The organism is Suttonella sp. R2A3 (genome assembly GCF_021513215.1).
Taxonomy (GTDB): domain Bacteria; phylum Pseudomonadota; class Gammaproteobacteria; order Cardiobacteriales; family Cardiobacteriaceae; genus JAHUUI01.
In genome coordinates this window covers 339271-355870 of the sequence record NZ_CP090975.1, presented here as the reverse complement: position 1 = coordinate 355870, position 16600 = coordinate 339271, and the positions used below count along the sequence as shown (strand labels likewise).

The 16600-nt window shown below is 46.5% G+C and carries 12 protein-coding genes; 8 read left to right on the top strand and 4 right to left on the bottom strand.

Features of this window, described 5'->3' with window-relative positions; translation table 11 throughout:
* Position 1 precedes the first annotated feature (1 nt).
* The 3 genes from guaA (at position 2) to L0B52_RS01715 (ending at position 4217) form a co-directional block, all read left to right on the top strand.
* On the top strand, positions 2 to 1570 hold the full coding sequence (guaA, locus tag L0B52_RS01725) for a glutamine-hydrolyzing GMP synthase (RefSeq protein WP_235064816.1): 1569 nt from the start codon (positions 2 to 4) through the stop codon (positions 1568 to 1570).
* A 138-nt stretch (positions 1571 to 1708) separates the two neighbouring features.
* Entirely contained in the window at positions 1709 to 2704 is a 996-nt protein-coding gene (gene hemF / locus L0B52_RS01720) for an oxygen-dependent coproporphyrinogen oxidase (protein ID WP_235064815.1), read from the top strand.
* Between the two features lie 157 nt (positions 2705 to 2861).
* Entirely contained in the window at positions 2862 to 4217 is a 1356-nt protein-coding gene (locus L0B52_RS01715) for a WG repeat-containing protein (RefSeq protein ID WP_235064814.1), read from the top strand.
* A gap of 102 nt (positions 4218 to 4319) precedes the next feature.
* Here L0B52_RS01715 and L0B52_RS01710 read toward each other — a convergent pair whose 3' ends face one another.
* The 3 genes from L0B52_RS01710 to ggt form a co-directional block, all read right to left on the bottom strand.
* The gene (locus tag L0B52_RS01710) at positions 4320 to 5171 is read right to left on the bottom strand and encodes a universal stress protein (RefSeq protein ID WP_235064813.1); all 852 of its coding nucleotides are present in this window, start codon (positions 5169 to 5171) and stop codon (positions 4320 to 4322) included.
* 12 nt (positions 5172 to 5183) lie between these two features.
* Positions 5184 to 6671 carry a SulP family inorganic anion transporter gene (locus tag L0B52_RS01705; RefSeq protein WP_235064812.1) on the bottom strand — a complete coding sequence of 496 codons (1488 nt, stop codon included), beginning with the start codon at positions 6669 to 6671 and terminating at the stop codon, positions 5184 to 5186.
* Between the two features lie 340 nt (positions 6672 to 7011).
* Complete coding sequence (gene ggt, locus L0B52_RS01700; RefSeq protein ID WP_235064811.1) at positions 7012 to 8748, bottom strand: gamma-glutamyltransferase; 1737 nt, start codon at positions 8746 to 8748, stop codon at positions 7012 to 7014.
* A 280-nt stretch (positions 8749 to 9028) separates the two neighbouring features.
* On the opposite strand from ggt, the gene L0B52_RS01695 reads away from it, so the two are divergent.
* Positions 9029 to 9664: a cytochrome c gene (locus tag L0B52_RS01695; protein ID WP_235064810.1), complete on the top strand. Its 636-nt coding sequence runs from the start codon at positions 9029 to 9031 to the stop codon at positions 9662 to 9664.
* A gap of 11 nt (positions 9665 to 9675) precedes the next feature.
* Positions 9676 to 10668, top strand: a complete 993-nt coding sequence (locus L0B52_RS01690) for a c-type cytochrome (RefSeq protein WP_235064809.1) — start codon at positions 9676 to 9678, stop codon at positions 10666 to 10668.
* A 62-nt stretch (positions 10669 to 10730) separates the two neighbouring features.
* Here L0B52_RS01690 and L0B52_RS01685 read toward each other — a convergent pair whose 3' ends face one another.
* A complete protein-coding gene (locus L0B52_RS01685; protein WP_235064808.1) occupies positions 10731 to 11747 on the bottom strand; it encodes an XAC2610-related protein in 1017 nt (338 codons plus the stop codon).
* Positions 11748 to 12518: 771 nt separating this feature from the next.
* On the opposite strand from L0B52_RS01685, the gene L0B52_RS01680 reads away from it, so the two are divergent.
* The 3 genes from L0B52_RS01680 to L0B52_RS01670 all read left to right on the top strand — a co-directional run bounded on the left by L0B52_RS01680 (position 12519) and on the right by L0B52_RS01670 (position 16516).
* Positions 12519 to 14525: a VWA domain-containing protein gene (locus L0B52_RS01680; protein WP_235064807.1), complete on the top strand. Its 2007-nt coding sequence runs from the start codon at positions 12519 to 12521 to the stop codon at positions 14523 to 14525.
* A complete protein-coding gene (locus L0B52_RS01675) occupies positions 14522 to 15052 on the top strand; it encodes a DUF2799 domain-containing protein (RefSeq protein WP_235064806.1) in 531 nt (176 codons plus the stop codon). Before L0B52_RS01680 ends, L0B52_RS01675 begins: the two co-directional genes overlap by 4 nt.
* Before the next feature lie 72 nt (positions 15053 to 15124).
* Positions 15125 to 16516, top strand: a complete 1392-nt coding sequence (locus L0B52_RS01670) for a hypothetical protein (RefSeq protein ID WP_235064805.1) — start codon at positions 15125 to 15127, stop codon at positions 16514 to 16516.
* The last annotated feature ends 84 nt before the right edge of the window (positions 16517 to 16600 follow it).

Sequence of the window (16600 nt, the reverse complement as noted above, 5' to 3'; positions counted from 1 at the left end):
TATGACGAGTAAGCAGCACGGCATTCATGCCGAGAAAATCCTGATTTTAGATTTTGGCTCACAATACACCCAGCTGATCGCCCGACGGGTACGCGAAGCGAATGTGTATAGCGAAATTTATGCTTGGGACGCCGATCCACAAGCAATTCGCGAGTTTAACCCACAAGGGATTATTTTATCCGGTGGCCCAGAATCTACCACCATTGATGATGGCCCTCGTGCGCCGGAGGTTGTGTTTGAGCTGGGTGTACCGGTATTGGGTATTTGCTACGGCATGCAAACACTCGCTGTGCAGCTTGGTGGCAAGGTGGAAACTGCTGCTAAACAAGAGTTTGGCTACGCACATATCACTGTACAAGGGGAAACCGATTTATTTGCCGCGCTTGACTCCAGCGCTGGCTTTGATGTGTGGATGAGCCATGGCGATCATGTGGTGGCTTTACCCGAAGATATGCACGTGGTGGCTGGCTCTGATAATGCGCCGATTGCTGCGATTGCCCATAATAGCAAGCCGTATTTTGGTCTGCAGTTTCATCCGGAAGTCACCCATACACCGCAAGGCACTGCCATGCTTAGTGCGTTTGTTCACAAAGTGTGCGGCTGCCGTGGACAATGGACTACTGGGCAATTTATCGAAGAAAATACGAGTGCGATTCGTCAGCAAGTTGGCGATGATCATGTCGTCTTAGGACTTTCTGGTGGCGTAGATTCGTCAGTGGTTGCCGCATTATTACATGAAGCAATTGGTGAACAACTCACTTGTGTGTTTGTGGATACCGGTTTATTGCGCCTTAATGAAGGCGATGAAGTGATGGCTGTGTTTGCACAAAATATGGGCGTAAACGTCATCCGCGTGAATGCGCAGCAGCGCTATTTTGATGCCTTGGCAGGAATTACAGACCCAGAAGAAAAGCGCAAAATTATCGGCCGGTTATTCGTTGAGATTTTTGATGAAGAAGCGGCAAAAATTGATGGCGTTCACTGGTTGGCACAAGGCACCATTTATCCGGATGTGATCGAATCAGCTGGTAGCGCAACCGGTAAAGCGCATGTGATCAAATCGCATCACAATGTGGGTGGCTTGCCTGAAGATATGAAGCTTAAACTCCTCGAGCCACTGCGTGAACTCTTTAAAGACGAAGTGCGCGAGCTTGGTGTGGCCCTAGGTCTGCCTGCTGAAATGCTTTACCGTCATCCGTTCCCAGGCCCGGGTTTAGGCGTTCGTGTGTTAGGTGAAGTCAAAGAAGAATACGTCCGTTTGCTGCAAAAAGCCGATGCGATCTTTATCGCGGCACTGCGCGAACACGGCTTATACGATAAAACCAGTCAGGCATTTGCGGTGTTCTTGCCAGTGCGCTCAGTAGGCGTCATGGGCGACGGTCGTCGTTATGATTATGTGATTGCGTTACGCGCGGTGGAAACGATTGATTTTATGACCGCGCGTTGGGCGCACCTGCCCTATGATTTTCTTGACGATGTGTCGCGCGCGATCATTAACGAAATCAACGGTATCTCTCGCGTGGTCTATGATATCTCGGGTAAACCACCAGCCACCATTGAGTGGGAATAGTCAGCCACACAGTCGCTTAACCTTGAAATGATAACGGCGTCACTTATAAGTGATGCCGTTATAGTTTTTGGTTTGATAAAGACCGCCAAACGCGCAAAATATGGCTAGCACAATCACGTATAGGATAGTTAGAACATTATGCAACGTATTAACCAAGACAATATTGCCGCCGTCACGCACTATTTAAAAGGTTTGCAGGCGCGTATTTGTCAGGCGCTAGAAGCTGAAGAGCAAGCAGGTGGCGCTGATGGCGCGAGCGATGCACGTTTTATCGCCGATGATTGGGATAGAATCACTGATGGCAAACACCAGGGCAGTGGGCGCTCATGTGTTTTAGAAGAAGGGCAGGTGGTTGAAAAAGGTGGGGTGATGTTTAGTCATATCCACATTGACCACTTACCAGCAGCAGCTTCTGATCGTTACCCAGAGCTTGCTGGCGCACGCGCCGAAGCCATGGGTGTGTCACTAGTCATTCACCCCAAAAATCCGCATGTGCCCACCTCTCATGCCAATGTGCGCTTAATAGTTGCTTACCCCAAAGATGAAACCAAACCGCCTGTGTGGTGGTTTGGTGGCGGGTTTGATCTAACACCGTTTTACCCCGTAGATGCTGACTGTAAAGCTTGGCATCAAACGTGTTATGACCTTTGTAAACCTTTTGGTGAAGATATCTATCCAGCTTACAAACAGTGGTGCGATGAGTATTTTTATTTAAAGCATAGAGATGAGCAGCGCGGTATCGGTGGCTTGTTTTATGATGATCTTAATGCCTCAACCGAAGTCGGCAGCGGTCTTGATGGCAAAGGGTGGGACTTTGAGAGCTGCTTTGCTTTTATGCAAGCGGTTGGTGATGGCTACCTAAACGCCATTATTCCCATCTTTCAAAACAATAAAAACAAACCTTACACCGACGAGCAACGTGAATTTCAGCTCTACCGCCGTGGCCGTTATGTCGAGTACAACTTAGTGTATGACCGTGGCACTATTTTTGGTCTGCAATCCGGTGGGCGTATCGAATCGATCTTGGTCAGTTTGCCCAATCTTGTCAGCTGGCATTACCGTAAAGAGTACGCTGAAGGAACCGCTGAACATAAACTCGGTGAATACTTAAAACCTAGAGATTGGTTAGCTTAGAATTTAATTATAGAGCTGCAACACCTATCTACAGGCTAAGTAAATTTAGCCAATTTAGGGTGTTAAGGCCTGTGGTTAGTTTATTATCTTGATCAGTGGGTTAAAAAATCGGTAAGCTAGAAAGCCATACCCTTGAATCTGATTAAGGCTAAATTAAATGACGCTTAAACGACTCATCAATCCCTTTACTGTTATTGCTCTGTTGCTTGTAGGTGTGCAAGTACTAGCTCAAGCACCGAGAACCGATTCATGCGTGTTTACATCTAGCGTATTCAATCTCGAAGATAACACTCGTGTGGATGAATATAGCTGTCAAGCAGGTCCTTACAAAACAACTTTTCAGTACGAACGACTGTTATCTGATGGACAGCACACGATTGGAGAATGGCGAGAAGGTTCTGAGTACTTTATCCATGTCCTAGATAAAGAAGGTAAAGAAGTCATTCCTGTGGGTCAATATGATCACATAAATTTTTATCGACTGGATTCAAAAAGTGATCGTGAGGAAAGTTACTTTTTGGTTGGTCGGCTGCTTTCTGAATCAGATGAAGCCTATTGTTTTGGTGTTTTGGATAATCACGCCAACACGGTCATCCCAGTCGAATATCGTTTTTTAGAATCTCTAGGCGACCATGAGCGATTTATCACACAAAGCTGCACTGAAGACACGGGTCTTTTTATCATCGATGAAGCAGGACAAAGAGTTGCTCAGGGTTCTTTCGATACGATAGAAAGGGCGCCGACTGTCTGGAACGATCGGTTTTTTTTAAAAGTGATGAAAAATAATTTATACGGACTGCTAGACATAAAGACTGGTGAATTGGTTTTTGAGGCAAAATATGAAGTCTTAGGTCTGGAGTATGATGAGGTTAATTTCCAACCAAATCTCAGCACAGCAAAATTCAATGGTCGATGGGGTGCGCTTAATTTAGATGGGCAGGTTGTCGTTCCCTTTGTGTATGAGCACATCATGCTAGATCCGGAAAACTTAGTTAAGTCAGGTTTGGATAACGCTGATGGTAAGACTTACTTTTTGGTTGTTGATGGCGATAGCGTTAAACAAGTCGCCTATAAACAAGGTGAATTGATTGATGAAAAAGCGGTGCCTAATCTTTACTCTGTAGCATTCACACAGGATTTCTTAAAGTCTGCTTATCCTGATGGCGCTTATGTTCCCAAAGAATTCTCGAATATGAAGCAGGCTTATTTTGGCATACATGAGCAAAGGCTAAAGCGCATGCTGATCCCGGTTATGTTAGTAAGGGATAACCAAGCAGAAGTACCATTTGTTTTTTTTGAACGTAGTGAATTGAGTTTAGGTGATTTCGAGGATACGCAGACAATTAGCCTATTGGATAATGGTTTTCAGATAACTATAGAAGGCATTTCGAGATTTGACGACGAAAAAATCAACACAACGCTGGATTTTGTAAAAACACAAGATGGGCTTCTTTGCGAAGCCTGTAAGGATTATCAGATTCCTCGTGAATGGGTCAGACTGAAACGACCTTAAGCCATTGAGAATAGATAACTATCAATATTGGGTAAGTAACAATACAAATGCTCAAAAGCCCATTACGTATGGGCTTTTATTCGTTGATTTAATGCTTAAAAATTAACGCAGTAATAATATTGGGGTAATGGCGGTTTCTAGCATGTTGGTGGTTGTGCTGCCAACGAAAAACTGACGAATTCGTGAATGCCCATACGCACCCATAATCAGCAAATCAATCTGTTGTTCGTTTTGATAATCATGTAGTGTTTGCTCAACGTCACCTTGGCGTAGCGCTGTTTGCACCGTGTGTCCTTTTGCATTCAGGGTCGCCGCAGCTTCATCTAATTGCGCCTGGTTTTTCGCGTTTTCCTCACCAATCATCACTAAATGAATCGGTAAGCCTTTGAATAATGGACTATTTGCAAGCAGCTTTACGCCTTTTTTAGTGCTCTCGCTACCATCAAAAGCAAGCATGGCACTTTTTGGTGGCGTAAACTCAGCTGGGGTCGCTAATACAGGGCGGTGCATTAAGCGAATAACGCTTTCAAGCTGGCTGCCAACGTGCAACTCAGAGCCACTGCTGGTTTCACCTTGCCGACCAATGACTAGCAGGCGAATTTCTGATTCCATAGCTTGTAAGCTTTCGAGCAAACTACCGTGGCGCTGCTTGCCTTCAGGTGTGCTAATGCCATCAGCAACCGCACGCTCTTTGGCAGCACTCAATAACACACGGCCTTGTTCTAAAGCCAGTTTGCCACGCTGCTCATCGAGTGAGGCGAGCTCTTCGAGCAGATGTTCGCGGCTGCCTAGCCCAATATTGCCACTTAAATCGGTTTCAGTTGGGTATTGGCGTTGGTCTAATACGTGTAAAAAACGCAGTGGGGCATCTAAACGAAGTGTCGCCCAAGAGGCATAGTCACAAACAGCTGGTGCGGAAACTGATCCGTCGATACAAGCAGTTACATAAGTCATCGTATTTTCCTCTTAATGTCCCATTAGACCATCAATGGCATCGGGTTTGTCGTGAACCCCAAATCGGTCAACAATTGTCGCGCTCGCCTGGTTAAGCCCTTGAACGTCAACTTCTGTTCCTTCACGGCGAAATTTGATCACCGCTTTATCTAACGCAGAAACGGCAGTAATGTCCCAAAAATGAGCACGACTCAAATCAATGGTAACCTTGTTCAACACTTCTTTGTAGTCAAAAGCGGCAATAAACTTATCCGCAGAGCTGAAAAACACCTGACCTGTGACTTCGTAAGTGCGGTGTTCGCCAGCTTCATCGAGCGTTGAGTCAATCGCCATATAATGGCTGACTTTATTAGCGAAGAACATCGCAGCAAGCAGGACGCCAGCGAGCACACCAAATGCTAGGTTATGGGTAAAGACCACCACAACCACGGTGACAAGCATCACTAGGTTGGTTGAAAGAGGGTGTTTTTTCAGATCACGTAGCGATTCCCAGCTGAATGTACCAATTGAGACCATAATCATTACCGCAACCAACGCCGCCATCGGGATTTCTTTTAGCCAATCGCCGAGAAAGACCACTAAGATCAGCAAAAAAACACCAGCGGTGAGCGTTGAAAGGCGCGTACGACCGCCTGATTTAACGTTGATTACCGATTGACCAATCATCGCACAACCTGCCATACCGCCAATCAGCCCAGAAGAAATGTTGGCGATCCCTTGGCCTTTACATTCGCGGTTCTTATCGCTGGGTGTATCGGTCAAATCATCAACAATCGTCGCTGTCATCATCGACTCTAACAAGCCAACAACCGCGAGCGCTGCAGAATAAGGAAAGATAATCTTCAGCGTTTCAAAATTAAGCGGCACCTCAGGCCATAAAAACACCGGTAGGGTGTCTGGCAACTTGCCCATATTGCCTACCGTACGAATGTCTAAGTCTAACGCCATAGCAACCGCACTTAGCACAAGAATACACACCAATGGTGAGGGAATGATTTTGCCAACCTTCGGCAGGTAGGGGAACAAATAAATAATGCTAAGGCCGGCGGCCGTCATCGCATAGACATGCCAAGTAACATTGGTTAGCTCTGGAAGCTGCGCCATAAAAATCAAAATCGCTAACGCATTAACAAAGCCAGTGACCACAGAACGCGATACAAAACGCATTAGTGCGCCAAGCTTGAGATAACCCGCAATAATTTGTAGCACACCGCATAATAAAGTGGCAGCGAGCAGATACTGCAAACCATGATCTTCAACCAGATTGACCATCAGTAGCGCCATTGCACCGGTTGCTGCTGAGATCATCCCCGGGCGGCCGCCAACAAAAGCGATCACGACCGCAATACAAAAAGAAGCATAAAGCGCGACTTCAGGATCAACGCCAGCAATAATCGAAAAAGCGATCGCTTCGGGCACTAAAGCAAGCGCGACCACGATCCCGGCTAACACATCGCCACGAACGTTTGAAAACCAAGTTTGTTTTAAGGAGTAAAGCATCACAAATCCTAAGGCAATATAACCCTGTACACACAGTCGGTGTAAGGCGCATACAAGCGTTAAAAAAAGAAGGGTTGTTTGTCGGTCAACCGCAAAAAACATCGCTAAAGCGAGTGCATATAAAATGCCAGAGCGCGCAAGAGCTAGAACCCAAAAAAGCGCGCAATCTTACCACAAGCGATAGCGCTCGGCAAAAATGGGTTTAGTCAGCACAAAAAAATAGATAGGTAGCCGTAAAGAAAAGTAGAAAGTGAAACGGCTCACCGATAGTGAGCCGCTTAATTTTTTGGATTTAGTCACAAGGACATCACCTTGTTAACGACATTAAACTCAAAGTTTGTCAATACCCCTTGGTTAAGGCATTTTGTTGACGTGGGTCTGAAGAGCCGTAGAGGCCGCCTTCTTCAATCATAATCGATTGGGTGCTGCCCATGGCGTCTTTTTCAATCACGGTATGGCCCTTGGCTTCGAGTAGGCCAATGGTGTCTTTACTGAAGCCTTCTTCGATACGGATTTCATCCGGTAACCATTGGTGATGCATGCGCGGTGCGTGGGTGGCTTGGGCCACGTTCATGTCATGATCAACCACGTTGAGAATCATCTGCAAGGTAGTGGTGATGATTCGGCTACCACCTGGGCTACCGGTAACCAAATATGGATCGTTGTCTTTTAAGACAATTGTTGGGCTCATTGAACTCAGCGGTCGTTTATTGGCTTCAACCGCATTCGCATCGCCACCAATCAAGCCATAGCCGTTAGGTACCCCCGGTTTTGCTGAGAAATCATCCATTTCATTATTGAGCAACACGCCTGTTCCTTCAGCAACTAAGCCTGTGCCGTAAGAAAAGTTCAGAGTATAGGTGTTGGCGACCGCATTGCCTTCTTTATCGACAATCGAATAATGCGTGGTTTGATTGCTTTCATAAGGAATCGGGTTGTTTGGTTTGATTTCGCTGGCAGGGCGAGCATGATCTAAATCGATGCCTTCAACCAGACTCTTCGCGTATTCTTTACTGGTCAAGCCTTCAACAGGTACATCCACAAAATCCGCATCGCCTAAATATTCTGAACGATCAGCGTAGGCTAATTTCATCGCCTCAGCCATCACATGCATCGTATCGGCATTATTCACGCCCATTTCAGCAATCGGATAATGCTCTAACATGTTTAAAATTTGAATAATGTGGATTCCACCGGAAGATGGTGGCGGCATGGAGATCACTTTATAGCCACGATAATCCCCAGCGACTGGCTGACGATTGACCGCTTGGTAGTTCGCAAAGTCGCTCATTTCCATATTGCCATCAGCTTCTTTAACCGCTTTGACAATGCTTTTAGCAACTGGCCCTTCATAGAATCCAGCCGCACCTTTTTCAAGGATTAAACGCAGGGTGTTGGCTAAATCTTTTTGCACCAAAATATCGCCGGGTTCATAGTTTGAGCCATCAGCTTTGTAGAAGATTTTTTCACTGCTTGGCCATTTGCCAATCCGCTCTTTTAGATCAGCAAGTGAATCCGCTAAATCAGGGCTGACAACAATGCCATTTTCTGCCAACTCAATGGCTGGGGTGATTAAGTCTTCTAACGGTAAGCTGCCGTGTTCTTCGTGTGCTTTTAACAGGCCTGCAACTGTGCCTGGTACACCAACAGATAGGCCATGAAATTGCGATAAATTACTATCCGCATCGCCATTGGCATCTAAGAATTGATCACGCGTTGCATTCGCCGGGGCTTTTTCCCGATAATCGATAGCCACGCCTTTATCGTCGTCGTTATCGAAATAGAGCATAAAGCCACCGCCACCAAGGTTACCAGCGCGCGGTAGGGTAACTGCCAGAGTGAAGCCGACAGCAACCGCTGCATCAACTGCGTTGCCGCCTTTCTCGAGAATTTGCACGCCAACTTCGGTGGCGTATGCTTCTTGAGTGGCGACCATACCATTAGCTGCCCAAACAGGGTGGTGGCGATCAACGGATGAATAAATAGCGGTTTGCTGTAGCGCTAGCGACTGGGTGCTTACGCTCAGCATAATGCTGACGCTAATTACAGAGAGTGATTTTTTTAGTGGTAGATTCATACTATTCTCCTTGAGTGGTTTAGTTAAGGTCTTTAATAACTGTTATCTATAGCCCATGAATAATATCACTCAATCTGTGATTAGGGAATCTAAAGCAGCACTATAATTAAGCGGTTAAGGAAAGGGCTTATTTTGTACGAATAAAGCATAAAAAATACTGTATAAGCAATATTGGGTTTTAGTTATAGTCAGTATTGATTATTTTTCCAGTCTACAAAGTCATTTATTTGTGGTATAACATGACGCATAAATAATCTAAAAATCACATGAGGAATGAATTATGAAGCTTTCGCTTGCGATGAGCTGCCTCGGTATGAGCGTATTCTCATTAAACGCTTTAGCCTTAGAAGGCAATGCTGAAGAAGGACATAAATCGGCCATTGTCTGCTCGGCTTGTCACCACGAAGATGGTAGTGGGCAAAATATACCTGGCGGTGAGTCATGGCCAAAATTGGCTGGGATGAACGCTGAATATCTCTATAAACAGTTGCAGGATTTTAAAGAGGGTGCGCGCGAAAACCCCACTATGGCAGCGATTGTGCTGCCATTAAGCGATGAGCAAATGAAAAACCTCGCTGTTTATTATAGTGAATTACCAAAACTGCCGGGACAAGGTGGTGAAGAGGCGAGCGAAGAGCAGTTGGCGTTAGGTCAAAAATTGGCTGAGCGAGGCAACTGGGATAAATATATTGTTTCTTGTCAGAGCTGCCATGGGCCGGATAATCAAGGTGCTGGCACACATTTCCCTGCGATTGCTGGACAACATGCGGGCTATATTGAGCAAGAGCTCAAAGCCTTCCAAGAGGGTGTTCGCTATAATGATCCGCAAAATCTCATGAGCACGATTGCAAAGCGCATGAATGATGAAGAAATTCATGCTGTTGCTCTGTGGCTCTCAACGCAAAACTCGCACTAAGGAGAATAATTATGATGAAACAATCAATTTTTAGTGCGTTAGTGGTCGCATTCGGCTCTGTGTCATGGGCAAACGCCGCGGACTATACGAATCCGGTTGGTAATCTTGATCCGCAAGAGAATGAATTGGTGCATATTCCGCCAACGATGGAAGATTTGGAAGCAGCCAATATTAGACCTGAATTAAAGCAGGTTATCCGTCGTGGCTATGATTTATTTATGAACACCCAGCAGCTGCGTGGTGAATTTGTGTTTAACAGCATGAATTGTCAAAGCTGTCACATGGGCGAAGGTCGTATGCCGTTTGCTGGTCCTATCTGGCCTGCAGCGACTACGCTCCCTGATTACCGTGGTAAAAACAAACATGTAAATAGCTTAGAAGAGCGTATTGCGGGCTGTTTCGCATTTTCGATGAACGGCATTCCGCCAGAATACGGTAGCGATAACATGTTAGCGATTAGCAGCTATATTCAGTGGCTCGCCAAAGGCTCACCGGTTTATCCGGATCAAAAGATCTATGGACGCGGTTATCCTAAATTGCCAGATCCAGAGCAAACGCCTGACTACAAACGCGGCAAGCAGACCTTTATGGAAAACTGCAGCATTTGTCACGGTGATAATGGTGCTGGTTTGGTGCAAAATGAAGAAGTGGTCTTCCCAGCGCTATGGGGCGATACGTCTTATAACTGGGGCGCAGGGATTGTGCGTAAATATACGCTCGCAAGCTTTATCCGCCATAATATGCCGCTTGGGCAGCCGAACTCAATGTCTGTTCAGCAGTCTTGGGATTTGGCTGAATTTATCAATAGCCAGGAGCGCCCACAGGATCCACGCTTCCTAGGTGATGTGGCATCAACTCGCACTGAATTTGAATCATCATTCCATAAACACACCAATTATGGTTTAACGGTTAATGGTGTAGTGCTAGGTGATCATGAAAACTTTGGTGAAAAACCGATTAGGATGCCTGAAATGTTAGGACCTCGAACCTTTGGCGCGGAATAATCCGAAGCTAAAATAAACAAAGGCTAACCAGAACGGTTAGCCTTTGTTTATTCAGCATGGGCTTACCTAAATTCGAGATTTGCAAAATCATCTCGCATGGCTTTTAAGTAGGTTAAGTCAGCATCCTCTGATGGCAAGGCTTCCAGGCGTTGTTGTTCATTATTAGTGGTAACAAGAACAGTGTCTTTAAAGAGTTGATAATCTTTACCGTCCTGACTAAAAGTAATTACGTCTCGCTTCGTATCGTAAATAAAAGGGCCTGAGTAGGTTGTTATCACTTTACCGTCGGCCTCTGTATGAGTAAACATGATGTAATCCCTGCCGGAAAAGACCTTAATTAAGCGCATAACTCTGCCGTCTTTAAAGTTTAAAATATGTACGTCTTGTACATCAGCCCACTGGTTTATATAGGCGTAAGTTTCGATTTCAAAACCATCGCCTTTTTTGATTTTGGCGGTAAAATTGTTGATAACAAAGTCTTTATTTTGTGTGTATTCAATAAGTTTTAAGAGGATAAGCTTGTCGCCACTAACCTTGTACTCGGCAGATTTACCTTGGTAGCTGTACTCAGGTGTGGCTACTTTTATCGTTTGAGTATCGAAGTCTCGCTCAAACATCATGCAGTATTCTTTTGTGAGGTTTGAAAGTTCTTCATGGAGCTTAAGGCCGTTACCTGTTTCCAAATACACCAAATACGCTAATTTGTCGCTACATGCTGGGTCGCTTTGCATGATTGCTATATCTTTTTTGCCATCAAAGTTGAGGTCATCGTAGATAACAATGGGCTGATCTAAGTAATAATGCCATAACGAATGTAAATCAAACGTTCCTTCGTTGTTAGGTAGATATACCAAGCCATCAAATGGGGTGCTTATTATTTTTTGGTTAAACCGCTTTTCATAAATGTTGATAATACCTTGTTTAGCGTTCAAATCCGCGTAATCATCAGGGATGGTTAACTCACCTCTGTAAAGATCAGAGAAATCGCTAATCTGGTATACAACCTGACTAAAGGCGGCTGAGCTAAAGGCAGTTGAGAAAATGAAACTGACTAAAAGTGTAAGTTTTTTAACGTTCATAAGTGTCTAAGGCCTTGGTTAAATCATCAGAGCAGTTGAGCGTTATTTATCTGTAAGGAGTATTGTAAGTTATAAAAGAAGGCTAGGTGTCATTTGTAAGTAATACGTTTTCTCGTCATATTTGGATGGCTTCTGCGATAGACGATAGCCCGTCATTTGTAATGGCATAAAGCGCAATAATTAAAATGCCTAAGAGCTGCATCTTGAAAGGGCCTTTGGCGTCTTCCCAGTAAATAATCAAATGGATAATTCCTGCAGGCAAAATAAATAAGACTGCGAGGCCCCAAAGAATACCCACTTTAAAACCCGAAAATAGATGACCAATGCCACCAATGAGGTGATTTTATCCACGGAAAAATGCCTACAAATACCACTAGGCTAATAATAAGTAGTGCGGATGTGTAAAAAACGGGTGAGTTGATAGTGCTACGATTGTGTGATTGTTGCTCGGTATGCATAGAAGCTCTAAATGCGGATTTCCGCAGTGTTGTATTCAAAATAAAGTAGCGGACTATACACTGACTTAACCGTGAAAAGAGGGTGTTGCTCCTTGAAACATACAAAATAAAGACTACCAGCAACGGCTAATTGTATGAACAGCTCATATCAGTAAACGCAATACGTGTTCTTCCTTTGCCATATATACGCATTAGTATGTTAATATGGTAATAAGTAGAGTATATAATATAATTTTAATCAGGGGGTAAATGATCTCTGACTTTCCCAAATAAATACGAGTAATAACAAATAAATATGCACGAGGGATAGGATATGAAAAAACGCTTTCAACAAACTGGAACGCTATCTCTAACGCTTGCACTATGTTCATCACTATCTGCCGTGCAAGCTGCTGAGGATGTACTCATCGTTTACGATGCTTCAGGGTCCATGTGGGGACAGATCGATGGGGTCAACAAGATTGTTACCGCTCGTGAGGTTATGGCCGATCTGGTGCGAAGTTGGCCAGTAGAAACTAATCTAGGATTGATCGCCTATGGGCACCGTAGCGCTGGTGATTGCAGAGATATTGAAACGCTGATCACGCCGCAGCCGGTGGACCACGAGCAGTTTATCGCCACCGTCAACGCCATCAATCCAAAAGGCAAAACACCCATTGCTGATTCACTAAAGCATGCTGCTGATGTGCTTAAATATCGTGATAACAACGCTACCGTAGTGCTTATCTCCGACGGGTTGGAATCTTGTCAGGGTGACCCTTGTGCTGTGGCTGCAGAGCTGGAATCCAAAGGCGTTGATTTTACCGCACATGTGGTCGGATTTGATCTGGACGAAGTGAGCAACCAAGCGTTGGCGTGTATTGCAGATAACACTGGCGGCATCTTCGTGCCAGCCAGCAACGCGACAGAGCTCAAAGGTGCGTTGCAACAAGTGCAGGCAAAGGTTGAACAAAAAGTGCCCGAGCCAGAGCCCAAGGAAGTCACCAAAGCCGAGGTCACTCTGACGGCGACTGATCAGGATGGCGGCCCCATCATCAAGAGTGGATTGCACTGGACAGTACGCCATGGTGTGACTGGTGAAATCCTCTTTGAGGCTGATGAAGCTGGTGTTGCCTCTGCTAAGTTGTCACCTGGTGTTCATGATGTGACAGTGGAGCGCTATGTCGATGGTGCTGTCGCTGAGTCTGAACTGGTGATGAAATCTAACGACACTAAACTAACGATCCCCATAGTGGTTGAGCTGAAGGCATCTTTGGATGCGCCTAACAGCGCTGCTGCTGGGTCTCACGTGCGCGTTATCTGGAGTGGGCCCGATGAAAAGGATGACTACATTGGCGTGTTCAAGCCTAATAGCGACAACAAGGCCGACATCCATAACTTCTATACGCGGGTAGGTAACCCTGCCAACCTCAAATTACCTGCGGAAGCGGGCACGTATGAAATCCGCTATATTCTACACAACTCCCGCCGAGATCTTGCGACTCGCATGATAGAGGTGACTGGAGTTGAGGTGAACATCTCTGCTCCAACAGAGGTCACCATGGGTTCAGTATTCGATTTTGAATGGGATAATGTGGTCGACCCTCAGGATTTCATCACTATTGTCCCAGCCGATGCTAAAGAAGGCACGCGACATGCGTATATCCGCGTGTACGATAAACACCAGAGCAGTCTCAATGCCCCGGGCAATCCTGGGTTGTACGAGCTACGTTATGTACTCAATGAAGGGTTGCGCACGTTGGCTCGCGTACCAGTGGAGGTGGTCGATAGCGAGGTGACGCTCAAGGGCCCAGATCAGGTTGTTAATGGTGCCGTATTCGATTTTGAATGGGACGTTACGATCAACCCTCAGGATTTCATCACTATTGTCCCAGCCGATGCTAAAGAAGGCACGCGACATGCGTATATCCGCGTGTACGATAAACACCAGAGCAGTCTCAATGCTCCGGGCAATTCTGGGTTGTACGAGCTACGTTATGTACTCAATGAAGGGTTGCGCACGTTGGCTCACACACCAGTAGAAGTGGTTAATGCGGATGCTGCGCTAGATTCGGGTGCTGGGTTGAACGTTCCAACTCAGGGCAAGGTCGGTGAGAGTGTTTCCGTCAGCTGGAGCGTAAATTCAGAAGGCGCTAATCATCGCATTGCCATAGCAGAGGCCAGCGCAGCGGATTTTACCTGGTTAGAGGCACACCAAGTATCGGGCAATGCCTCCCAAGAATTCACATTACCAGATACACCAGGTCGCTATGAAGTTCGCTATTCAGACTTAGGTAATACCGCTGTGTTGGGGCGTTCCATCATCGAGGTGACACCATGAGTTATCGCCAATTAGGTGTGGCTATAGCTGCAGTACTAACTTTGGTTGGTTGCGCCAGTATGTCTGTTGAAGAGTGTATGGTGGCTAACTGGAACGAACAGGGCTATAAAGACGGCCGTAACGGCTACGCACCCACTCGCATCATAGAACACCGTAAAGCCTGCGCCAAGGCAGGCATGGCTCCTGATGCTATGCGCTATCGCCAAGGCTGGGATGCTGGTGTGCTGCAATATTGCACACCGGCCAATGGCGTGGCGCAAGGGCGTGCTGGCAGCCCCTACCGCAATGTCTGTCCACCGCAGCTAGAAGGCGATTTTGTTTACTGGTATCAACAGGGTAAGGCTGTGTATGACGCACAGCGTCGCGTGGATGATCTAAACCGCGAGGTTGAGCAACTCCAATATCAGCTTCACAATGAAAGTGATGATCGCGTAAGACGCCATTTGCGGCGTGAACTAGAGGACACTTGGTATCAGCTGCGCCGAGCCCGTGATGATTTGGCATGGGCTGAGCGGCGGTCGATGTAAGCACCAATGACAATGATATGACACTAAGAACCACGTTACGCTTGCGTGGCACTGTATAGAGATAACATAACTATGAGAATCAAGACAAATTTTGGTCGTAGACAGTATGACATTCTTACTGGTACAGCGCTTATATTGCTTTGTTCCAGTGCGTGGGCTGATCTAGACGGTCATGGTCCTGATGCTTGGCGTGTAAGTGGTGTTTCTGCAGATGATGTATTAAATGCCCGCATGGGACCCGGCACGAATTATTCTGTTATTAACACCTTTATGCCTAATGAGCGGGGCTTACAGCAAGTCACCTGCGTCCCTCTTGTCACTCAAGCCTACTGGATGCAAATGACCGAGCAGCAGCGTAGCGATTTACCTCAAAGCTGGTGCCTGATGCATAGCGCCGATTCATCCCGTACCGGCTGGGTGGCGCAGCGCTATTTGCGCGAGGATAGCAGTGGCGAGCATACAGCTTCTTCCATATCCACCGAAGTTACACCTGCATCAGCCACTACGGTTGCATCAGGCAGTTCCGAATGTGGTGTGATAACCATCAGTGGAGGAAAAGAAGCCACCTCTGATCAGCTTTATGATCAAGTTCAGCTTGATACCGACCAATTCACTGGTGCTCCAGGCTATCAGTCGCTGGATTTGGAGGCGGAAATGGACTGGGATCAGTTCTACACAACCGCACGTTTTCCTGGGGCAGGTCAGTCTGTCATGATGCCAGATGCTGATCTGGGCACGGTGACCAGAGCGATGTTGCTCTTCGACGCTATGGAAGGTGTGCTCCCACACGCACGATACTACATCACTTACTACCAGCGGCAGGTTTTTGATGCTTGCGATACCATTGACACCGCCTACGTTGAAATCACACGCTATAACCTAGGCAACGCACACTGGGAGGACGTCACCCAATACGTGGCGCGCGAAAACTGGCCACCGCGTGAGATTTTTGGTAGTGGTCCACACGTGAGCTGGCGTCTGGCTATGGGGCCGGTGCAGGGCAAGTACGCTGACGTACGCCAAGCCAGCCGTCGCGTCATCAGCGATGAAATGGCAGCAGCCGAGGATTGCTTTGGTCAGTCTTGCTTGGCGCTTGAAGAAGCTAATGGACCTAGCGGCAACTGGCAAGATATACTGGCTGCGCAGGCCTCAGAAGCCGTTTATCGCGAGCCCGATTATGACTGGGCACCTGGGCCTGCACGACTGGCTGACCTACTTTACACACAGGCGACCGGCTCATCAGAAAACCAACAAACGAGTGAATCTACATCATTCGAGCGCCCAGACATAACGATACTGATCTCGCGAGACGTGCAGGGACAGGACAGCAACATGTACGGACTGCTGCAAAGACAGGGACTAATGGACGACGCTATCTCTGAAACTTGGCTGCAGACTCAGATCATGCCTGATCTCACACCACAATGGCAGGAGTTGAATGTTTTTCGGCCGGGACGTCAATAAGAGAAAGCTTAACTCAAGTGCGGTTCACATCATCAACTGGCTGAAGTGGTATCTATTGGGCAAAAACTGTGGTCGAAAGTAAGG